At 45.6% G+C, this 22,324-nt stretch carries 18 protein-coding genes; 12 read left to right on the forward strand and 6 right to left on the reverse strand.

The window, feature by feature from the left end:
- Nucleotides 1-37: 37 nt before the first annotated feature.
- Nucleotides 38-253, reverse strand: coding sequence for a YdcH family protein (locus G3R49_RS11825; RefSeq protein WP_130600779.1), 216 nt, complete (start codon nucleotides 251-253; stop codon nucleotides 38-40).
- Nucleotides 254-619: 366 nt separating this feature from the next.
- On the opposite strand from G3R49_RS11825, the gene udp reads away from it, so the two are divergent.
- From udp to G3R49_RS11850, 5 genes are all read left to right on the forward strand, one after another.
- Complete coding sequence (udp, locus tag G3R49_RS11830) at nucleotides 620-1,378, forward strand: uridine phosphorylase (protein ID WP_130600781.1); 759 nt, start codon at nucleotides 620-622, stop codon at nucleotides 1,376-1,378.
- A 359-nt stretch (nucleotides 1,379-1,737) separates the two neighbouring features.
- Entirely contained in the window at nucleotides 1,738-2,418 is a 681-nt protein-coding gene (imuA, locus tag G3R49_RS11835) for a translesion DNA synthesis-associated protein ImuA (protein ID WP_167869803.1), read from the forward strand.
- A 15-nt stretch (nucleotides 2,419-2,433) separates the two neighbouring features.
- On the forward strand, nucleotides 2,434-3,831 hold the full coding sequence (locus G3R49_RS11840; protein ID WP_167869804.1) for a DNA polymerase Y family protein: 1,398 nt from the start codon (nucleotides 2,434-2,436) through the stop codon (nucleotides 3,829-3,831).
- The gene (locus G3R49_RS11845; protein ID WP_167869805.1) at nucleotides 3,831-6,923 is read left to right on the forward strand and encodes an error-prone DNA polymerase; all 3,093 of its coding nucleotides are present in this window, start codon (nucleotides 3,831-3,833) and stop codon (nucleotides 6,921-6,923) included. The genes G3R49_RS11840 and G3R49_RS11845 overlap by 1 nt, the downstream gene beginning before the upstream one ends.
- 84 nt (nucleotides 6,924-7,007) lie before the next feature.
- Nucleotides 7,008-7,415, forward strand: a complete 408-nt coding sequence (locus G3R49_RS11850; protein ID WP_167869806.1) for a hypothetical protein — start codon at nucleotides 7,008-7,010, stop codon at nucleotides 7,413-7,415.
- 140 nt (nucleotides 7,416-7,555) lie between these two features.
- Here the strand turns inward: G3R49_RS11850 and fis are convergent, their stop codons facing one another.
- The 3 genes from fis to prmA all read right to left on the reverse strand — a co-directional run bounded on the left by fis (nucleotide 7,556) and on the right by prmA (nucleotide 10,247).
- Nucleotides 7,556-7,861: a DNA-binding transcriptional regulator Fis gene (fis, locus tag G3R49_RS11855; protein ID WP_011635942.1), complete on the reverse strand. Its 306-nt coding sequence runs from the start codon at nucleotides 7,859-7,861 to the stop codon at nucleotides 7,556-7,558.
- A 20-nt stretch (nucleotides 7,862-7,881) separates the two neighbouring features.
- Nucleotides 7,882-8,844, reverse strand: coding sequence for a tRNA dihydrouridine synthase DusB (gene dusB, locus G3R49_RS11860; protein WP_167869807.1), 963 nt, complete (start codon nucleotides 8,842-8,844; stop codon nucleotides 7,882-7,884).
- Between the two features lie 518 nt (nucleotides 8,845-9,362).
- A complete protein-coding gene (prmA, locus tag G3R49_RS11865; RefSeq protein WP_167869808.1) occupies nucleotides 9,363-10,247 on the reverse strand; it encodes a 50S ribosomal protein L11 methyltransferase in 885 nt (294 codons plus the stop codon).
- Nucleotides 10,248-10,733: 486 nt separating this feature from the next.
- On the opposite strand from prmA, the gene G3R49_RS11870 reads away from it, so the two are divergent.
- The 3 genes from G3R49_RS11870 to G3R49_RS11880 are packed head-to-tail and all read left to right on the forward strand — an operon-like array spanning nucleotide 10,734 to nucleotide 14,209.
- Entirely contained in the window at nucleotides 10,734-11,420 is a 687-nt protein-coding gene (locus tag G3R49_RS11870; RefSeq protein WP_165399018.1) for a fumarate reductase cytochrome b subunit, read from the forward strand.
- Between the two features lie 15 nt (nucleotides 11,421-11,435).
- Nucleotides 11,436-13,418 (forward strand): fumarate reductase flavoprotein subunit, encoded by a 1,983-nt coding sequence (locus G3R49_RS11875; RefSeq protein ID WP_167869809.1) that lies wholly within the window; start codon nucleotides 11,436-11,438, stop codon nucleotides 13,416-13,418.
- Between the two features lie 2 nt (nucleotides 13,419-13,420).
- Nucleotides 13,421-14,209 (forward strand): fumarate reductase iron-sulfur subunit, encoded by a 789-nt coding sequence (locus tag G3R49_RS11880; RefSeq protein WP_130600795.1) that lies wholly within the window; start codon nucleotides 13,421-13,423, stop codon nucleotides 14,207-14,209.
- A 74-nt stretch (nucleotides 14,210-14,283) separates the two neighbouring features.
- Here G3R49_RS11880 and G3R49_RS11885 read toward each other — a convergent pair whose 3' ends face one another.
- A complete protein-coding gene (locus G3R49_RS11885) occupies nucleotides 14,284-14,871 on the reverse strand; it encodes a response regulator transcription factor (protein ID WP_167869810.1) in 588 nt (195 codons plus the stop codon).
- Between the two features lie 158 nt (nucleotides 14,872-15,029).
- On the opposite strand from G3R49_RS11885, the gene G3R49_RS11890 reads away from it, so the two are divergent.
- From G3R49_RS11890 to nrfD, 4 genes are all read left to right on the forward strand, one after another.
- Nucleotides 15,030-16,811 carry a sensor histidine kinase gene (locus tag G3R49_RS11890; protein WP_167869811.1) on the forward strand — a complete coding sequence of 594 codons (1,782 nt, stop codon included), beginning with the start codon at nucleotides 15,030-15,032 and terminating at the stop codon, nucleotides 16,809-16,811.
- A gap of 177 nt (nucleotides 16,812-16,988) precedes the next feature.
- Nucleotides 16,989-19,265, forward strand: a complete 2,277-nt coding sequence (gene phsA / locus G3R49_RS11895; RefSeq protein ID WP_167869812.1) for a thiosulfate reductase PhsA — start codon at nucleotides 16,989-16,991, stop codon at nucleotides 19,263-19,265.
- Between the two features lie 12 nt (nucleotides 19,266-19,277).
- The gene (locus G3R49_RS11900; RefSeq protein ID WP_130600803.1) at nucleotides 19,278-19,850 is read left to right on the forward strand and encodes a 4Fe-4S dicluster domain-containing protein; all 573 of its coding nucleotides are present in this window, start codon (nucleotides 19,278-19,280) and stop codon (nucleotides 19,848-19,850) included.
- Nucleotides 19,847-20,794 carry an NrfD/PsrC family molybdoenzyme membrane anchor subunit gene (gene nrfD / locus G3R49_RS11905; RefSeq protein WP_130600805.1) on the forward strand — a complete coding sequence of 316 codons (948 nt, stop codon included), beginning with the start codon at nucleotides 19,847-19,849 and terminating at the stop codon, nucleotides 20,792-20,794. The genes G3R49_RS11900 and nrfD overlap by 4 nt, the downstream gene beginning before the upstream one ends.
- A 180-nt stretch (nucleotides 20,795-20,974) precedes the next feature.
- Here the strand turns inward: nrfD and rho are convergent, their stop codons facing one another.
- Nucleotides 20,975-22,240: a transcription termination factor Rho gene (gene rho / locus G3R49_RS11910; protein WP_130600807.1), complete on the reverse strand. Its 1,266-nt coding sequence runs from the start codon at nucleotides 22,238-22,240 to the stop codon at nucleotides 20,975-20,977.
- Nucleotides 22,241-22,324: the final 84 nt, after the last annotated feature.

Here is a 22,324-nt window from a genome sequence, read left to right on the forward strand (position 1 = left end):
TGCGTCCTTTTTTGTTTTAACTTGCGCTGTGTTTTCACTAGTTTTGATGCTTCAGCAAGATGGCGTAAATCTCTTCTTTAAGGTGTAACTTTTTAGACTTTAGTAATTTCACATCTGGCGTAGTGTCACTACTCGCATGAGCCTCTTGCTTTTTGATTTCTTCATCTAGACGATTGTGTTCGTCGAATACTTTAAGGAAGTGGGCGTCAGTGGTTTTTAGTTTAGTGATCAGCTCGCGATGCTCTGGAAACATAGGCAACTCCTGTTAGGTTATAGATCAAAGTTAAAGCGAAGACTGTTAACTTCAGACTATGCTTATCCAGTCAGGTTTAGCTTGATTTACATCAAAATTTTGTTTGTTTTTTGTTAATGGATTTGGCGTGTTACTTACTCGTGTTCGCCTTAGTACACAAAACCTTTAGTGAATGATTAGCAAGTGAAAAATGCGAGTGGGATAGTTATCTTTTGAGCCTATAACTGTCATTAGCTTGTCATGATATATCGCGAACATTCAAACTAGCTAAGTCAACTTGTGTGATCCAGTTAACCTTTTTATGGTGTAGACTAAGTTAAAGTTTCGTGAACGGTCGTTTCAAAAATAAGATAATAGGGGTTCAACATGTCTGATGTATTTCACTTAGGATTAACAAAAAGCATGTTAGATGGTGCCACTTTGGCAATTGTGCCGGGTGATCCTGAGCGGGTTAAACGCATCGCAGAGCTGATGGAAAATGCCACTTTTCTTGCCAGCCACCGTGAATACACCTCATACCTAGCTTACATAGATGGTAAGCCTGTGGTTGTGTGTTCAACAGGTATTGGTGGGCCTTCAACGTCGATTGCTGTTGAAGAGCTAGCCCAGCTAGGAGTTAATACTTTCCTTCGTGTAGGCACAACAGGTGCAATTCAACCACATGTTAACGTGGGTGATGTGATTGTGACTCAAGCATCGGTGCGCCTTGATGGTGCCAGCTTGCACTTTGCGCCGCTAGAATTCCCTGCTGCAGCAGACTTTGACTGTACTACTGCCATGGTTGCAGCGAGTCGTGATGCTGGTCTTGAGCCTCATATTGGTATCACAGCCTCATCAGATACTTTCTACCCAGGACAAGAGCGTTATGACACAGTGTCTGGTCGCGTAACTCAGCGTTTTGTAGGGTCGATGAAAGAATGGCAAGCCATGGGCGTACTTAACTATGAGATGGAGTCAGCTACGTTATTTACCATGTGTGCGTCGCAAGGTTGGCGCGCAGCTTGTGTTGCTGGTGTCATTGTAAACCGTACCCAGCAAGAAATTCCTGATGAAGTGACCATGAAGCAAACCGAGACCAGTGCGGTGTCGATTGTTGTTGCTGCGGCGAAGAAACTACTTAGTTAAGTTTTCATAAGTCAGCGTCATAACCAAAATCAATGTTATGACTAAAGTTAGCGTTACAAATAAAAGGTGCCTCGGCACCTTTTTTGTTTTGACCCCTAAACCATCTACTTCAGTCGGTGGTTATCATCAATTAGGCTTTGCCTATAACTTTTAGTGTGCTTCAGATCTGGCTAACACAAAGCCACGTTCGTCATAAGGTTTTAATACCCTAGATGTTTTCCCCTGAATAACTTCATCTATGGTTTGCAGATAAAACTTTGCTTAAAGAGTTGCTATAAGGGCATCCTTTTATAGAAAAGATATTTATTTAGCAAATAGCTCATTATTAGTTATACTGTATAAATATACAGGTATTTGTGATGACTAATTTAATTGAGCTACTTCAACATCAGCACCTTGTGTGGCAGGGCTCAGCTCAGGTTGCTCCTAAGGCAACAACGACTGGGTTTACTGAGCTAGATGAGCATTTGGCTGGTGGTTTTCATACGACAGGTGTGACTGAAATTCAGAGTGAGTCAGGTGTTGGCGAGCTGCGTTTGCTTATGCCTGTTTTGGTTGAGGCAAAAGTGCAGCAACGGTTAATTGTGTTTATTGCTCCTCAAGGGCTGATTTCGGCGCAGGCGCTTGCGGCTCAAGGTATTGAGCTAGATAAGGTGCTGACCATCTATCCAAAAGATCAGCAGCAGGCACTGTGGACTGCGGAGCAGTGTTTGCGAAGTGGTGCTTGCCATAGCGTGTTGATGTGGAGTTATCAAGCGCTTGAAATTCATCATGTTAAGCGTTTGCAGGTGGCAAGTGAGACCGGTAATTGCCGGCAGTTTATTCTACGTGAGGGTAAGGCTGAGTCGTTATCGCTACCTTTTGATTTAAGCCTATCTTTACAAACCCATGCTAAGGGCGTGACGGTAAAAATTAATAAGCGTAAGTGCGGTTGGCCGTCTGAGGCATTTCACATCAATATGGTTGATCGCTGGCCAAGCTTAACTCAGCAAGCACTGCCAGATAATTTAATCCCATTTCCGCAAGTGCAAACTGGTTAGTATTGCGAGAGTATTATGGCTTTGTGGTTGTATCTTCACTTTCCTTCTTTGCAGCGCGACACCTTGTATCATGATTGCGAGCTGCCGTTGATCATTGTTGATGGCAGACAAAATGAGGTGGTGCAGTTAACGAGCGCGGCTAAGCAAGAGGGCATACAGCTGGGTATGGGTTTAGGTAGCGCGGCATCCTTATGCACTAGTTTACAAGTCTTACCTTATGATGAAGCCACCGAAGCTAAAACGCTTAAGCAAATCGCCCGTTGGCTGTATTTGGTAACGGCCGATATTGCCCTTTATCCACCAAATGGTTTGCTAGTTAAAGTCAGTAATATGCTGACCTTGTATAAAGACTTAGGTCAGTACTGGCAAAAGTTGCAGAGCCATTTAAAGCACTTTGCGGTGGAGTTTCACTACTGCACTGGTTTATCGCCTTATGGCGCACGTATGTTGGCGCGAAAGGGGATTAATCAGGTCAGTGACAATAAAGACTGGCTTAACGCTCAGGTAGCTAAATGCGCCTTGATTGAGTCCGATCTTGAGCCTAAAGCCATTACCAGTTTGCAAAAGGTTGGAGTGCAGCAATTTAGTGACTTGTTGCGCTTACCGCTGGCTGATTTATCCAAGCGTTTTAATCTTAATGTGGTTAATTATATTACTCGGCTTACAGGCACGGTTGAGCACAAGGTTGAGTTTTACATTCCTGCCGAGGCTTTTGAGCAATATCTTGAGCTTTATTATGAAGTGTCGAATTTACAGTTTCTAGAAAAGCCCATCACCAAGCTTTATAAGCGACTCGAAACCTATTTAAAACTAAGGGACAAGCTAGCTTGTGAGTTATTAATTACTCTGCATCAGCGTGATAAAGATGATCTGCAATTAACAGTAGCTGCGGCGCAAGGTGAGTACAAAGCCAGTAAGTGGTGGCAGCTAACTAATTTGTGCCTGGAGTCGGTTGATCTAGCCGCGCCTGTGATTGGCGTTAGCGTTAAGGCAAGTCGGGTGGTGAATCAATACGCTGAGCGTAATGATTTATTTCAAGGCTCTCAAGGCAGCCTTAGCGCCACTGAGTTAGTATCGATTTTAACTGCTAAATTAGGCGAAGATAGAGTGCAAGGACTTAGCATAGGTCAAGACCATCGCCCTGAGCTGGCAAATCAGCTATGCCCACCTTTTACGGTATCGAATGAGTTAAATGGTGATATTCCCCTACGCCCCAGCGTTATGTTGGCAACGCCTGTTGCGCTCAATGAACATGTGACCTTACAGCCTTATCCTGAGCGAATTGTCACCGGCTGGTGGGATAGCCAGCAAGCTGTGAGAGATTACTTTATTGGCCGCAGTGATTCTGGTCGCTGGCTGTGGTTATTTCGTAATGCAGATAAACAGTGGTTTGTGCATGGAGTTTTTAGCTAATGCACTATCCCACTTCTCCTTTAGCGCACTATGCCGAGCTGTTTTGTCAGACTAACTTTTCTTTTTTACGAGGGGCTTCTCACCCTGAGGAGTTAGTGATCCAGGCACACTTTTTAGGCTATCAAGCACTCGCCATAACCGATGAATGCTCGGTTGCGGGTGTCGTGCGGGCGTACAGTGCAATTAAAGAGCATCAACTAGATATTGAGTTAATTGTCGGCAGCATGTTGTGGCTTGATAACGACTTACAAGTGGTGCTGCTGTGCCCTAATCGTCAGGCCTATGGCGAGCTGTGTCGGGTGATCACCAATGCCAGGCGACGCAGTGACAAGGGCAGTTACGACCTACAAAAGTGGGATTTGATGTCGTTGAAGCACTGTTTGGTGTTATGGCTGCCCACTGGCAAAAAGGCCGATCTTGAATGGGGACAATGGCTTGCTAAGTATCATGATGGTCGCTTATGGCTTGGGCTGCAGCGGCGTTTACTTAATAATGACCAAAGCTATACCGAGCACAGTCTGAGTTTAGCTAAAGAGCTAGCGTTACCAGTTACTGCCTGTGGCGGCGTGCTATTTCATAATGCCAGTCGCTTACCACTGCAGCACACACTCGCGGCAATTAAGGCCAGTTGCAGTGTTAGCGAGCTTGCCCATACTCGCTTGCCTAATGCAGAGCGGGCGCTGCGCTCTATTTCTAAAATATCCAAACTGTTTAAGCCGCAGTGGTTGGCTGAGTCTTGCGACATTGCCAGATTGTGTGAGTTTAAGCTCACTGAGCTGCGTTACGAGTACCCAGCAGAGTTAGTTCCGCAAGGAGCAAGCGCCATTGAGCATCTTAAAGAGTTAGTGGCGAAAGGCATTGCACTGCGCTTTCCTGAAGGGGTCGATGCCGATATACAAGCCACCATAGATAAAGAGCTCAAGCTAATTGAAGAGCTGGATTATCCGTTTTACTTTTTGACTATTCATGATGTGGTGATGTTTGCCAAGAGTCAGGGCATTTTGTATCAAGGGCGCGGCTCAGCGGCGAATTCTGTGGTGTGTTACTGCCTAGAGATCACCTCGGTTGACCCAAGGCAGATTGATGTATTGTTTGAGCGCTTTATTAGTAAAGAGCGCGACGAGCCGCCAGATATTGATGTCGACTTTGAGCATGAGCGACGTGAAGAAGTGATTCAATATATTTATCAAAAATATGGCCGCGAGCGCACAGCACTGGCTGCAACCGTGATCAGCTATCGCCTTAAAAGCGCTATTCGTGAAGTGGGTAAAGCGCTAGGTATTAGTCTGACTCAGCTTGAGTTTTTTATTAAAAACATTAACCGCCGAGACAGCTCCCTTGACTGGCAAACCCAGGTGTCCGAGTTAGGGCTTAACCCTGAGTCGACTAAGGGAAAGCTGTTTATTCAATTGGTGAATGAAGTTCGCGGTTTTCCGCGCCATTTATCTCAACATGTGGGCGGCTTTGTGATTTCGGCTGGCCCCTTGTATGAGTTAGTGCCAGTTGAAAATGCCAGCATGCAAGACCGCACTGTGATCCAATGGGATAAGGATGATTTAGAAACGCTAGGCTTGCTTAAGGTCGATGTGTTAGCGCTGGGCATGTTGAGTGCTATTCGTAAGTGCTTTCAGCTAGTTAAGCAGCACTATCAGCGAGAACTGTCCATTGCGGGGATTACCCGGATGCAAGATGATGCCAACGTGTACCGGATGATCCAGCAAGCCGATACCGTAGGCGTGTTTCAAATTGAGTCGCGGGCACAAATGAGCATGCTGCCAAGGTTAAAGCCTGCTAACTATTATGACTTAGTGATTCAAATTGCCATTGTCCGCCCCGGCCCAATTCAAGGGGACATGGTGCACCCGTTTTTAAAGCGACGTGACGGCATTGAGCCTATTGAATACCCGACAACTGAGGTCAAAGCCGTGTTGGCGCGCACTATGGGAGTACCGATATTTCAAGAGCAGGTGATCAAGCTGGCAATGGTGGCAGCAGGGTTTAGTGGTGGTGAGGCTGATCAACTACGCCGCGCCATGGCTAGCTGGAAGAAAAACGGCAAATTAATGCAGTTTAAAACCAAGTTGATTGACGGCATGCGCGAGCGGGGTTACTCACCTGAGTTTGCCAATCGTTTGTTTGATCAAATACTTGGCTTTGGTGAATATGGTTTTCCCGAAAGCCATTCAGCCTCATTTGCTGTGCTAGCTTACGTGTCGTCCTGGCTTAAATATTATTATCCTGAGGTGTTTTACACCTCTTTGCTCAATAGTCTGCCCATGGGGTTTTACTCGGCATCCCAACTTGTACAAGATGCTAAGCGCCATAATATTCAGATACTTCCTGTGTGTGTAAATGCTTCCTTATATGAGCATCAAGTGGTGGATTATCAAGGCGATAAAGCCATGCGTTTGGGCTTTCGCATTATTAATGGCTTTTCAAAGCAGGCGGCACAATGCCTAGTTGAATATCGCCCAGCACAAGGCTATCAATACGCAAGTGATATCAAAAAGCTGGGTATTAAACGTGATGCCATTGCACAGCTTGCTAGCGCTGATGCTTTTCATGGTATATCCGGCAATCGTTATCAAACGCGCTGGCAATTGATGGATAGCGAAGATGAAATGCCGCTGTTTACACAAATCAGCAATCAAGATGAGTTTGATTTTGGCCCAAGTGAGTTTGATACCCTTAATGAAGACTACGCCGCCACTGGGTTAACTCTCAATAAACACCCCATTTTGTTAATGGAACAAGCTGGGTTATTGGATAAGTTTACCCGTATGAGCGAGCTTAAAACGAAGCCGCATAAATCACTGGTGACCATAGTGGGTTTGGTCACGGGTAAGCAAGCGCCGGGCACGGCGGGCGGGATTACCTTTATGACCCTTGAAGATGACACGGGGAACATTAATGTAGTGGTGTGGTCAGCAACATCGCGCGCGCAGAAACAGCCGTATATGACCGCAAAAATCCTTAAAGTAAAAGGAATATTAGAGCGCGAAGGCGAGGTGGTGCATGTTATTGCGGGTAAGTTGATTGATTTGACCCATGAGTTGCAATCTCTAAAAACGAAATCGCGCGACTTTCATTAGTATTTATCATTATCCATTAGCACTTATTATTAGCCATCAGCACTTATCATTAGCAGCGCTTGCGATAGTAGGAGTACAGCAGACATGTATAACAGGCAAAAGAGCAGTCGCCGCAATCGGCCTTACAGCATAAAAAAGACCAGCATTAAAGATGAGAATATCGATAGGCAAATTATTGTTATTCACCGTGCTATTGCGCATAAACTGTTGCAACAGCCTGAGCTAGCAGAGCAGGTAAAGGCGCGTTTAGAAGCGCAACGTGAAGAGGGTAAGCTAGGTTATAGCCATTATATTACTTGGGTATCCACGCTGGAGTTAATCGACCAAAGTGAAGTGTTCATTAACGCACTAACAGAAGATTCACCTAAGATGCGCAAATTAAGACGCAGAACCCCATTTACCGGTATATTAACTGAAGCAGAGCGCGTCGCCGCGTTAGAGCAAGATGCTATTGGCGTGATAGCGACTCGGGATTTGTCAGGGTTGTTTTAGTTTTAACTTTTGTCTTTGTACGAAAGCTCTTGTTCCGCTAACTGTTACCAGTGTGCGCTATCGTATAATGACAATAATGCTAACAAAAACGGGCTTGTCATTGCTGACAAGCCCGTTTTCTGCAAGCTAAGAATTGCTTCTTAGTTCATGCCGTATTTCTTTAGCTTTTTGCGTAGAGTACCACGGTTGATACCTAGCATGTTCGCTGCGCGAGTTTGGTTACCGCGAGTGTGCTGCATGATGATGTCTAGTAATGGTGCTTCAACTTCGCATAAAACCATTTCGTAAACTTCAGAAGCTTCCTGACCGTCTAATTGAGAGAAGAAGTTGGTAACTGCACGCTTAACTGCGTCACGTAATAATTGTGGTTTGATAGTACCGTTTGCGGTTTCGATTTTACCTACGGTAAGTTGGTGAACTTCTGTGTTAGTAGTCTGATCAAACATTCTATTCTGCTCTTTATTTTCTAAACTAATTCATCAAAATAACGTTCTATAAGAGAACGTTGCGCAGCGGCATCTTCTAACCGATTAAACTCGGCGCGAATTTGGCGCTGATCTTCATTATTTAGGTACCATCCGATGTGCTTTCTAGCAAAACGGACACCCTTAAATTCGCCATACAAGTCGTATAATTTATCCAGATGTTCAAGCATCACAGTGCGCTGCTCTTGCATCTCGATTGGCGACAAATGGTTACCTGTTTCCAAGTAGTGCTGGATTTCTCTAAAAATCCAGGGCCTTCCTTGAGCACCTCTTCCAATCATGACGGCATCAGCACCCGTATAATCCAGCACATATTTGGCTTTCTCTGGGGTGTCGATATCACCGTTGGCAACAACTGGAATCGAGATATTCTGTTTTATTGCTTTGATTGTGTCGTACTCGGCATGGCCTTTGTACATGCACTTGCGCGTTCGACCGTGAACTGCCAGTGACTGAATGCCACAATCTTGGGCAATCTGGGCTATTTGAAGACCATTACGGTTTTCTGGATCCCACCCGGTGCGAATCTTCAAGGTTACTGGTACATCAACTGCAGCGACCACAGCTTGTAAAATGTCTTTTACTAGCTCTGGACTTTGCATCAATGCAGAACCAGCAAGCTTTTTATTCACTTTCTTAGCAGGACAGCCCATGTTGATATCAATAATGTGCGCGCCTTGCTCAACGTTTAATTGAGCGGCGTTAGCCATTAACTCAGGATCTGCACCCGCGATTTGAACTGAGCGAATACCTTCTTCACCAGAATGCATCATGCGCTGGCGGCTTTTATCTGTATCCCAAACATCAGGATTAGATGAAAGCATTTCTGATACTGCTAAGGCTGCACCATAGCGTAAACAGAGGTTTCGAAAGGCTTGATCGGTGACACCTGCCATTGGTGCCACGATCAACTGATTGCTCAATTGATAAGGGCCAATTTGCATTGTGAAGCTCACCTTGCTCGTCAAAGGGGCGCTATATTATCCGTTTTTATCCAGCTTGAAAAGGTTAATAAATGACCTAAATTAAACTTTTTTGCTTGACTTTTAACTGAGGACGAAATTAGACGAGCAATTTGTGAAATATGTTGGCTTTTGAGGGCTGGCGGGCGTTGCAGAGTGAATTTTTTGTTGAATTTGTTACTCAAATCGCCCAAATCACCAGCAAAACTTTTTATTCACCAAAGTTGAAATTTGCGTGCTTGGTCAAAATTTAATCTTTTATACCTAGGCGCCAAGCTGTTGGATGGAACGCTAAACGGTTAGTTTACTAAGTGAGGTAGCATATTGAAGTCGCAGAACAAGCAAACCGGCGTTATTTTTTGTTGAGTCACTCAAATTAGTGAGTAACAGGTATGCGGCAGCAAAATTAAAGAGTAATGGCTGATAAGTTGAAAGGCGTGAGGATCATAAAGGGCACGGAATGTGCCCTTTGTTTTACTCTGGACTTAGCTAACTAATTATTATGCTTTACGCACACCGTTGAGTCGGCTCCAGTCATCTTTGTGAGTGGCTGGCTCCATCTCAAACCATTGGCTATAGAACTCTGATACTTCGTCTGCTTGTTCTCTCAATAAACCTGATAGTGCCAGCAGTCCACCAGGTTTAACTTTTTCGGCAATAAGCGGCGCTAAATCTTTTAGCGGGCCCGCAAGAATATTGGCAACTAATACATCTGCTTGTAAGTTCTCTGGCTGATCTTCTGGAAGATATAGCGCAAGTTGGTCGACAACATCGTTGCGCTCAGCATTTGCTTTAGAGGCTTCAATCGCCTGATGGTCGATATCAACCCCTGTGACTTTTTTAGCGCCTAATTTAATTGCCGCAATAGCCAGAATACCCGAGCCACAACCAAAATCGATGACTTCTTGTTGGCTTAAATCAACACTATCTAACCACTCTAAACACAGTGCGGTAGTTGGGTGAGTGCCTGTACCAAAAGCAAGACCTGGATCGAGAATAACGTTGACTGCGTTTTCATCAGGGATTTCTCGCCAGCTTGGGCAAATCCATAAACGTTCACCAAACTGAATTGGGTGGAAGCTGTCCATCCATTCGCGAACCCAGTCTTTGTCTTCGACTTGTTCAACCTTGTGCTCGAAGTCTTTACCTAAAAACGGCATAGATTCTAAAAACTCAATCGTTGGCGCTAAATCTGTGCCCGCATCAAATAGCGCGATGACAACAGTGTCTTGCCACAGTGGGGTTTCGCCAAGCTTAGGCTCAAAGATAGGCTCATCTTGCCCGTCTTCATAAGTGATTGCGACCGAGCCTTGGTCCATTAGTAAGTCGCCAAGCATGTCAGCGTGATCTCTGTGGGTGTGAATGCGAAGTTGGATCCAGGCCATGGTTTTTCCTACTAGTGATTAGCGTTAGCAATTTAGGTTTTGCAACTAAGGTTTTGCGATAAAGGCGGCATTATAGCGCCATTTTGGCTTAGCGCCTAAAAACGATATGCGCCTTAAAGCGATAAAGCTTTCGAATAACTGTAAGCTAGCCCAGTCATAAACCTAGAAGAGCAAGACACTTCACTGAGTATATAAAGTGTGAACTGCATGTTAAGTGTTCTGTAGCATATATATTCATTTTGGGTGAATAATAAGCGATAAGATGCGGATTTTCATGGGTAATTGGTTAAACCAAAGCAGATTTGTCTGTGATCCATGTCTTGTTGTCTAAGTTGCACTGGTGAAGTTGATCACGCTTTAACTAAGGCTGCCCTAATTAAGTATGCTGAATTGTTATGCTCTTACCCCCTAAAATTCAAACACGTTGAGCATGCAGCTATGGAAGTGAGGCATAAGCACAATCAATTTGCACCCTTATATAACGGAATGTTTTCACATCCGGTGTGGGCTGCAAGAGCAGACAGGGCGCAAAGTATCACTGGGTTACTACTCGGACTATTTATTATTGTGCACCTGCATTTTGAGTCTAGCATTATGCTAGGTAAACAAGCGTTTTATACAGTAGTTCAATTTTTGGAAGGTGGTATATTTAGCGAATCGGGTCATGGATTTCCTATTCTGACTCAGGTGTTCTCTGTATTCATGCTGTTGATTGTGATGCTGCATGCCTTATTTGCCTTGAGACGCTTCCCCACGCAAATCAAGCAATGGTTCAAGCTGCGTGAGCAGATGAATGTTATTCCTCATCAAGACACCAAAATCTGGTTTTGGCAGATGCTAACCGGGTTCATCTTGTTCTTTTTAGTGCCTGTACACCTCTTTACGCTTATCGCTACACCAGATATTGGGCCGCACTTATCGGCCGAGCGAGTGTACCACGACAACGCCTGGTTATTGTATCTGGTGTTATTACCTGCAGTGGTCATTCACGCCATGTTTGGCTTGTACCGTGTTGTCATCAAGTGGGGCATTTTTAGCAATCGTGTAGGTCTGCTAAAACTTGCCAAAGTGATGGTGGTGTATTTGATTGCGTTAGGCATTGCCAGCCTAGTGACCTATTTAGTCATTGGTCATGGCTTAGCGTTACCCGTTGTGCCTTACTCTGGCGTTTAATACAAGGACATAGTAATGAAGATTATATATACAGATGCCCTGGTTGTTGGCGCTGGACTTGCTGGGCTTAGGGTTGCTATTGCTGCAAAAGAGCGTGGACAAGACACACTTGTATTGTCGCTGATCCCAGCTAAACGGTCTCACTCTGCAGCTGCCCAAGGTGGTATGCAGGCAAGCCTTGGTAACACAGTTAAAGGCATGGGTGATAATGAAGACGTACACTTTCAAGATACAGTAAAAGGCTCTGACTGGGGCTGCGATCAAAATGTAGCTCGTATGTTTGCCCACTGCGCACCAAAAGCTGTGCGTGAGTTAGCCAACTGGGGGGTGCCATGGACGCGCATCACTAAGGGCGACCGTCAGGTGATTGTTAACGCTGAGAAGGTAACGATTACTGAAGCCGAGCAGGCTCATGGCTTAATTAATGCCCGTGATTTTGGTGGTACCAAAAAATGGCGCACCTGCTATACCGCAGACGGTACAGGGCACTCGTTACTATACGCGGTGGATAATAAAGCGATATCAATGGGCATTCCCGTTCATGAGCGAGTAGAAGCGCTTAAGATTATCCATGATGGTGAGCGCTGTCATGGGGTGATTGCTCGCTGCCTGATCACTGGTGAGCTGCGAGCCTATATTGGCAAATCAACCACTATAGCAACTGGTGGCTACGGACGAATTTATGAAGTATCGACTAATGCAATTATTTGTGAAGGTATTGGCCAAGCATTGGCGCTAGATACTGGCGTTGCCACCCTAGGTAATATGGAGGCGGTGCAGTTCCACCCTACTGCCATCGTGCCTGTTGGCATCTTGACCACAGAGGGCTGCCGCGGTGATGGCGGTATTTTGCGAGATAAAGACGGTTATCGCTTTATGCCTGACTATGAGCCAGAAAAGAAAGAGCTGGCATCGCGTGATGTGGTGTCACGCCGCATGACCGAGCACATGCGCAAAGGCAAAGGGGTTGATAGCCCTTACGGACCGCATTTATGGCTCGATATTACCTTGCTTGGTCGTGAGCACATAGAAACCAATCTGCGTGAAGTCAAAGAGATCTGCGAGAACTTCTTAGGCATTGATCCTGCCGTTGATTGGATCCCTGTGCGCCCAACTCAGCACTATTCTATGGGCGGCATTCGTACCACTCCTGAAGGGCAAAGCCCGCAACTTAAAGGCTTATTCAGTGTTGGGGAAGCAGCCTGCTGGGATATGCACGGCTTTAATCGCCTAGGTGGCAATTCATTGGCTGAAACCGTGGTTGCAGGGATGATCATTGGTAAGTATGTAGCAGATTTTTGCGAGCAAACGCCGCTTGAAATCAACACCAATCTAGTCGATAAATTTGCTGCAGAAGTGGATCAGGAAATCACTGAGCTATTGACCCATGAAGAAGGCGAGTCTGCATTTGCCCTTAAACAGCAAATGCAGCGCATTATGATGGACAGTGTTGGGATTTTCCGTAATGGTCCTGAGCTTGAGCAAGCTGTATCTGGGCTGAGTGAGTTACTTAAGCGCGCAAGTAAAATTACCCTCAAATGCAAGAAACGTCATGCAAACCCTGAGCTGGTAGAAGCCCTGCGGGTTAAGCGAATGATAAAAGTTGCGTTAACAGTTGCCTGTGGTGCGAAGGCTCGCACCGAAAGCCGCGGTGCTCATTCCCGTGAAGACTACCCACAACGTAACGACAAAGACTGGTTATGCCGTACATTGGCATCCTGGCCAGATGCTAACGCGCTTGAACCAACGCTTAGCTATGAGCAGCTTGATGTAATGCAAATGGAGCTACCGCCAGGATATCGTGGCTATGGCGTTGATAATGCCATTGCCCATCCTGATACCGCTAAGCGGGAAGCACAGATTGCAGAAATTGTCGCCCAGCTGGGTGAAGAGGCCGACAAATACCAAAAGCAGGCGGCATTAATGTCATTTGACCTGCCAGAGGCGCTGCGCCCAGGTAATCAACGTTTGTCTGATAACGAGCTAGCAGAGGGATAACTATGACTCAAGCAAATCAAACCCAGGCGTTAGCTCAGGGACGTAAACTGCGTTTTGAGATCTTTCGCTACGATCCGCAAGATAAAAATGACAAGCCGAAAATGGTGACTTATGAGCTTACTGAAGCGCCAGGTATGACAGTATTTATCGCGCTTAATCTACTGCGTGAGCAACAAGACCCGTCGCTGCAATTCGACTTTGTTTGCCGCGCGGGTATTTGCGGGAGTTGCGCTATGGTGATCAATGGCAAACCAACATTAGCGTGCCGTACCTTAACCGCTAACTATGGCGATGGCGTAATTAAACTCATGCCGCTGCCCGGTTTTGAGTTAATTGGTGACTTGTCGGTTAACACGGGTAAGTTTATGCGTGAACTTGCTGAGCGCTTGCAGTTATGGCTACAACCTTTGCAAGATGAAGCCAATATTCATCGCCTAGAAAAACCAATGGCACCAGAAGAAGCAGCAAAATTGTATGAGCTTGAACGTTGCGTAGAATGTGGCGTGTGCGTGTCAGCATGTGCAACCAAGCAAATGCGCGATACCTTTGTCGGCGCGGTAGGCATGATGAAGCTAGCCCGCTTTGAGCTTGATAGTCGCGATGCTCGCAGTGCAGAGGATTTTTATCATGTTATTGGTAATCAAGATGGTGTATTTGGCTGCATGACGTTATTAGGTTGCCAAGACAACTGCCCGAAAGATTTACCCCACATGCAACAAATTGCTTATTTACGCCGTAAAATGGCAACCACATTGGTTGAGCATGAACGCATTGCGGTGGTTAATCAGTAATTCATTAATAACTTATCAGTAATTCGTTAGGGCTTCGTTTTGAAGCCCTAAATATTTCTGTAGTTGAGCGCGGACTAAGCAAGCTTAGAAAGTTGCATCAGCTCAGCAAGGTTACTGACGTTAAGCTTGAGCATTAACTTCGCGCGATGGACTTCAATGGTGCGTACGGCGACACACAGTTCGTTGGCCATTTCTTTGTTAGTTTTGCCCGCTACAATTAGCGAAAAAATCTGTTTTTCTCGTTTTGATAACCCTTCAATCAGCGCTTTTTGAGCTAGCTGATCATATTGCTGCTGGCTGTATGTTAATCCTTTAGCAATCGCGCTTGCTAACGCTTGCCCGTCGACAGGTTTTTGAAAAAACTCAAACGCGCCGCTCTTAAGGGCTTCGACAGCCATAGGCACGTCACCGTGAGCGGTGAGAAAGATAACCGCTAACGGGCTTTGTGCTTGAGTGAGGCGTTTGTGCACTTCTGGGCCGCTAAATCCTGGCATTCTGGCATCTAAAATCACGCAACCAACTTGAGCTAAATCTATCTGCTCAAGGAATTGCTCGCCACTGCTAAAGCAAGTTAGTTGGTAGTCAAAACCCTCCATTAGGAAGCTAATTGAGTCCAAAATGGCTTCATCATCATCGACAAGGTAAACAGCTTGGTTATTCATAGGTTCGCCAAACACTTCATGAGAGGTAATTGATAAGTATCGCAAATAAAACAAATACGCGACTTCATGTGGTAAAAGTTGGAGGCGAGTCACGTAGGTGTGCTTGAGAACGCAGTAAGCTGATTTGGGGTACTTAATTAAACTTGAGGGATTAAACAGTGGTTCGCGCCTTGATTGGGTTGTTGATGCTTTTAATGGCATTGCCGGTGTTTGCTGATAAGCGAGATCTATACGTAGGTGTGCTTGGCAATTGGGGATATCAGCAGGCTATTGAGCGTTGGTCACCGCTAATGCAATACCTGAGCGAGCAAGTGCCAGGCACGCAGTTTCATGTCTACCCTGGTGAGTTTGAAGAGCTTAACCGCGCGATGGCGTCGGGCAAAATTCAGTTTATTGTCACCAATCCGGGGCAGTATCTATTCTTATCAAATCAATACCCTTTATCCTGGTTGGCCACTATGCGCTCAAGGCGTCATAACGGCGCAACATCAGCCATTGGCTCAGCCATTATTGTTCGTGCAGACAGTGATTACCGCACGCTTTACGACCTCAAAGGTAAATCGATCGTCGCCAGTGGGCCGCACGCATTAGGCGGGTATCAAGCAACCGTGGGGTTAATGCAAAAACGTGGCATGGACCCACAACACTTTTTCAAACAGATTAAGTTTTTAGGCTTTCCGCTAGACCCTTTGTTATATCAAGTACGTGACGGCAACGTTGATGCCGCCATTACCCCTTTATGTACCCTTGAAGATATGGTTGCAAAAGGGGTGATCAATGAAAAGGACTTTAGGGTATTAAACCCGAGTAGGCCTGCAGGTTTTGATTGCCAGTGCAGCACTAAGCTGTATCCAAACTGGTCATTTGCCGTAATTGAGGGGGTCGATACCCAAATCACTAAGCAGGTTACACAAGCTTTAATGGGCATATCGGCTGAGCACCCCGCAGCGATAAAAGCGCAGTTTATGGGTTGGACATCACCAGTTAGTCAACTTGGTGTTATTCAGCTCTTCAGTGAGTTGCAAGTAGAGTCAAGTAAACCCAATTATTGGTCGGTAATTCTGGGGTGGCTTGGTGAAAACCGCTACTGGGGCGTGTTTGCTATTTTGCTGTTTGTCGTGGCGACGATATATCACTTGTGGATTGAGTATCGCTTTCATCAAAAGAGTGAGTCATTAGTCGAATCCGAGCGACAGCTAAAGCGGCAGGAAGTCGCCCTAGAAAAGTTACAAAGTACAGCCATTATTGGTGAAATTGGTGCTGGCCTTGCTCACGAGATTAACCAGCCAATTGCTGCTATCACCAGTTACAGTGAAGGAGCAAAGATGCGTTTGCAACGCCAGCAGCAGTTAGATATCCCGGATATTTTGCTGTTGCTCGATAAAATTCACAGCCAGTCAAAGCGAGCAGGGGAAGTTGTGCACCGCATTCGTAGTTTGCTTAAACGCAGAGAAGCAGTGATGGAAGACGTCAATATCCTAACCTTAGTGGATGAGAGTTTATCTTTGTTGAAACTTGAGCTTGAGCAGCGAGATATTCAGATAAAAACTCATTTTAAAGGCGAGCCGTTTTTCATCACCGGTGACAGAGTTGGTTTATTGCAGGTACTAATAAACCTGATTAAAAACAGTGTAGATGCTCTGAGTGATGCTGAGTTTAAAGGCAAGGGAATGATTGAGATTGGTATGCATTTTAAAGCCGAGCAGGTTGACCTTAGCATTAAAGATAATGGCCCAGGGCTAAGTGAGGAATTTGCCACCCTGCTTGCTACCTTTTATACCACTAAAGCAAATGGATTAGGACTTGGCCTAGCAATTTGTCAAGAGGTGGTCAATGAACATGAGGGTGTTCTCTTACTTGCAAATAACACGGATGAACGCGGCTGTAAGGCTCAGATTTCATTGAAAAAGCGCGGCAGCCACTCTCCTGTTGTAGCCTAGTTTCCCTTCAATAAGTAACGCGTTTGTGAATGAAGTCACAAACGCGATAATACGACGTACGAAATGTGGTTTACCACAATATTCAAGTTCTCATACCTCATTGACAATGAGTTAAGCCTAGAAGTTAACCATAGCTTGGTGTGCTTCTAGAGATTTATGTCAATGGGGAGAGAAAGTATGAAACTTGATCGGCGAACCTTTATTAAAGGAGCTGGAGCGAGCACAGCAGGTTGCATGTTAGCAAGTTTGCCTGGCTCAATTGCGGCATTAGGTGCGGGGCCTGTAAGCGGCAGCGCTAAGCATGTTGCCAGTATTTGCGAGATGTGCTCGACGCGCTGTCCTATTTCTGCGCGAGTTGTTAACGGGCAAAACGTATCGATTCTTGGTAACGACAAAGCAAAATCATATGGCGGTGCAGTATGTGCCCGCGGCGGTGCTGGCCATAGTTTGCTGTATGACAAGCAGCGCATTGTAAAACCATTAAAGCGAGTCGGTGAGCGCGGCGAAGGCAAATGGCAAGAAATTGATTGGCAAGAAGCCTATGAAACCATTGCTAAGAATCTTAATCGCATTAAACAGCAACACGGTGCTGAGTCGGTTGCTTTCTCGTCAAAATCAGGCTCGTTGTCAAATCACTTCTTTCATCTAGCAAAAGCATTTGGTAGTCCAAATACCTTTACCCATGCAACGACTTGCCCTGGTGGTTATGTGGTTGCTGCCAAGGCCATGTTCGGCTCTAAAGCCAAGCGTGATTTAGGTAACTCAAAATACATTATCAATTTTGGTCATAACCTGTATGAAGGTATCAATATGACCGAAACCCGCGGTTTAATGAAAGCGCAGAGCGACAAGGGTGCCAAGTTAGTGGTATTTGAGCCAAGATTCTCTATTGTTGCCGATAAGGCTGATGAGTGGCATGCAATTAAGCCAGGCACTGATATCGCCGTAGCTCTGTCAATCTGTCATGTACTTATTCGAGACAATTTGTATGACCGCGAGTTTGTGGAGCAATACGTTGAGGGGTTTGACGATTTTGCCAAGGAAGTCGAAGCCTACACACCACAATGGGCTGAAGCGATTTGTGATGTGCCAGCTGAAGATATTCGCCGCATTACTCATGAATTAGCGGCCGCTGCGCCGCATGCGGTTGTCGACTTTGGCCACCGCGCGACATTTACCACCGAAGAGTTTGAGCTGCGCAGAGCGCTGTTTGCGGCCAATGTCCTTATAGGCAATATTGAGCGTAAAGGTGGTCTGTACTTTGGTAAGAAAGCTAAAAAATACAACGAGTTTGCTGGTGAAATGGCAGCACCTGTATTAGTAAAACCTGGGGTGAAAAACTTACCTAAGATTGAAGCTAAGCGCATCGATATGGTCGATGAACAGTACGCATTGATATGGTCATCTGGCGGTATTTATCAGTCCATTTTAACCGCAGCATTAGAAGCACAGCCTTATCAGCTGCGAGCATGGGTAATGAGTCGTACCAACCCAATGCAAACCATGACAGACAGAGCCAAAGTCGTTGAAGCGCTTAAGGCGATGGAATTTGTGGTTGCCTGTGATGTTTATGTAAGTGAGAGCGCAGCCTATGCCGATATCATCTTGCCTGAGTCAACCTATCTTGAGCGTGATGAAGAAATCGCAGATAAATCGGGTAAGAATCCTGCTTACTACGTGAGGCAGCAAGTGGTTGATACCATTGGCGATACCAAGCCAAGTTGGCTGATCTGGCAGGAGTTAGGTCATCAGCTAGGCTTATCGCAATATTTCCCTTGGGAGAACATGCAAACATTGCAGTTGTTCCAAGTTGGTAAAGACGCGGCCTTGCTTTCTAAAGTCAAGCAAGATGGTTGGGTAAGCTTTGGTAAGCCGCTGATGCTGCGTGAACCTAGCATGGTTAAAGCATTTACAGCGCAATATCCGAATGCAAAACCCGTTGATGCCGATGGCACCTATGCCAGTCAATTATCGTTTAAAACTCCAAGCGGCAAGATTGAGTTGAGCTCAAGTAAAGTGGAGAAAATGGCGCCAGGGCGTGGCGTGATCAAATATCGCGAAGTCACCATGAAAAAAGCTGATGAGTTGTTTTTCATTCAAGGTAAAGTCGCCGTGCATACCAATTCTGCTACTCATAACGTCCCTATGTTGGCGAATTTAATGTCTAACAACGGCGTATGGATCCACCCTGTGACAGCCGGACACTTAAAAATCGCCTCTGGCGATAAAGTCCGCATATACAACGACACTGGTAGCGAAGAAGGTCATGCGCTAGTGACTCCGGGCATTCGTCCTGACACGGTTTTTGCCTATATGGGCTTTGGTTCTAAAAACAAAGAGCTGTCTCGTGCTACTGGGCGTGGCGTACATTGCGGCAACTTACTGCCTCATGTTATCTCACCTGTGACAGGTATGAATTTACACACAACCGGCGTCAAAATTGCCAAGCTTTAATCGGAGTTCATTATGACTAAACGTTATGTTCTTGTGCACGATGAAAACAAGTGCATTGGCTGCCAGGCTTGTAATGTAGCCTGTCGAAGCGAAAACAATGTACCTGAGTCGGTGACCCGAATTCAGGTGCGTATTGAAGGGCCTCACGGCAACTTCCCTAACTTACATTTTAAATATAATCGCGTTTCTTGCGAGCAATGTGAAAACGCACCATGCGTTAAAGTATGTCCAACAGGTGCAGCCTATGTGGCGGATGACGGCATAGTTTCGATTAACGAGAAAAAGTGCGTCGGCTGTCTGTATTGCGTGGCTGCATGCCCTTATAAAGTACGCTTTATTAACCCGGATACTAAGGTGCCGGATAAGTGCGATTTTTGTAAGAAAACGCGTCTTGCTCGTGGCGAGTCTCCAGCATGCGTTAGTGTGTGTCCAACCGATGCCCTTTGTTTTGGCGATGCTAACGATCCTCAATCAGAAGTCAGCCAGCTATTGGATACCAAAACCAATTATCAGCAAAAGGCTAATCTGGGCACTCAACCAAGGGTTTACCGTATTCCTAGCCGCAAAGGAGGGATCAAAGCATGAACAATATTTGGGGCTCAATGGAGCAATATGATCCAGTCGTCTGGAACTGGATAATCGCGGTCTATTTATTTATGGCAGGTTTGTCAGCTGGTTCTATGCTGGTGGCGATCGGACTTAAATGGTACAAGCAAAGCCGCGGCTTACCCACAGAAGGTTTACCTGTGGTAAAGGCTGCAGCGGTGATAGCACCGGTCAGTATCTGTTTAGGTATGGCGTTATTAGTGCTGGATTTAACTAAGCCATTTGAGTTTTATCATATCTTGCTCAATTACAATTTAACCTCGGTAATGGCATGGGGGGTGATAGCGCTTTTGGTCTACATTCCATTAGTGTTTGTATTCGCAGGTTTAGTATTTGAGGAGCCCATTCGTCGCTGCGTGCCGGCACTAAACGGTGTGCTCAAGGTTTGTCGCTCGCTAGAAGGAAGTCTAAATAAGCTCATTTTTGCATTAGCGCTATGTGTTGGTGTGTATACCGGTTTCCTATTGTCGGCGATGATCAGTTATCCAATCCTCAATACCGCGGTGCTGCCAGCGCTGTTTTTAGCTTCGGCGCTATCAGCAGGCTCTGCAGGTAATATTCTGGTTGCTACCTTGTTCTTTAGTAAGAAAGAGTCAGACTGTATTGAGCAGGTGCATCGCATTGAATATCCGGTTGCCTTTAACGAAGCGCTTTGTCTAGTGCTGTTGTTTGTCGGTTTGAATTTTTCTGGCCCTGCAGCACAAGCGGCGACATCAGCAATCACTTCGGGTGCTTGGGCGAGCGTATTTTGGCTAGGAGTGGTTGGTTTGGGGTTAGTGGTTCCTTTAAGTGCGAGTTTATTCGCGCCGCAAAGCTGGAAGCACTCAAAAGGCTTTTTGGTTACGGTATCGTGCAGCACTATTCTAGGGGTATTAGCCCTGAGACACTTTGTAGTGTATGCCGGTCAAAGTTACATCAGCTAGAAGGTTCTGTACGATTAATTGACTTATCGCAGTAAGTGATTACTAACGTAGAACGCTAGGTAATATTGACACCAGCCAACAGAGTAAGGATTAAAACAAAAGCCGCTGTTAGTTTGACTAACAGCGGCTTTTTAGTGTTCAGTGCTTAAAGCTGCGCAAGCGGATAACGCTTTGCAAATATTAAGATTTAGCGCGTTTCATTGCTGTGAAGAACTCATCGTTAGTTTTGGTCATTGCCAATTTATCGATAAGGAATTCCATTGCGCCCACTTCATCCATTGGATTAAGGATCTTACGCAGAATCCACATCTTCTGTAGCTCGTCGTTAGTTGTTAGTTTTTCTTCACGGCGAGTACCAGAGCGGTTAAAGTCAATCGCTGGGAATACACGTTTTTCAGCAGCTTTACGAGATAAGTGCAGTTCTTGGTTACCTGTACCTTTAAATTCTTCGTAAATCACTTCATCCATCTTAGAGCCAGTGTCGACTAGCGCGGTGGCGATGATGGTTAAGCTACCGCCATTTTCAATGTTACGAGCCGCACCAAAGAAACGCTTAGGACGGTGCAGTGCGTTAGCGTCAACACCACCGGTAAGTACTTTACCTGATGATGGGATAACAGTGTTGTAAGCACGTGCTAAACGGGTAATTGAGTCAAGTAGGATGACTACATCTTTCTTGTGTTCAACTAGGCGTTTGGCTTTCTCAATTACCATTTCAGCAACTTGAACGTGGCGAGACGCTGGTTCATCGAACGTTGACGCAATTACTTCACCGTTAACGAGGCGTTGCATCTCAGTCACTTCCTCAGGACGTTCGTCAATTAGCAGTACCATTAATACAACTTCTGGATTGTTGTAGGTAATGCTTTGAGCAATGTTCTGTAGTAGTAGCGTTTTACCCGCTTTAGGCGGTGCCACAATTAGACCACGCTGACCTTTACCGACTGGAGAACATAAGTCCAGAATACGTGCAGTAATATCCTCAGTTGAACCATTACCACGCTCCATACGCAAACGGTCTTCTGCATGCAGTGGGGTTAAGTTTTCAAAGAGGATTTTAGTGCGAGAGTTTTCAGGCTTGTCGAAGTTAACTTCTGAGACTTTTAGTAGCGCGAAGTAACGCTCACCATCTTTCGGAGGACGGATTTTACCGAAAATGGTATCACCGGTACGCATGTTGAAGCGGCGGATTTGGCTTGGCGATACGTAAATATCGTCAGGACCTGCTAGATATGAACCGTCGGCACTTCTCAAGAACCCGAAACCGTCTTGGAGGATTTCTAGAACGCCGCCACCGAAGATGTCTTCACCGCTTTTAGCATGAGCTTTTAGGATTGAGAAAATAATGTCCTGCTTGCGAGAACGGCCCATGTTTTCAAGTTTCATGCTTTCGGCTAATGAAACCAGGTCAGATATCGAGGTGTTTTTTAATTCTGTTAAATTCATGAGTAGGAGGTCTTGTGTTACGCGACAAAGCTTACCGCGATCAATCAGTAAGATTTAATAGAACAGTTTTGTGATTGATGTGCG

The organism is Shewanella sp. WXL01, from assembly GCF_012263345.1.
Lineage (GTDB): Bacteria > Pseudomonadota > Gammaproteobacteria > Enterobacterales > Shewanellaceae > Shewanella > Shewanella maritima.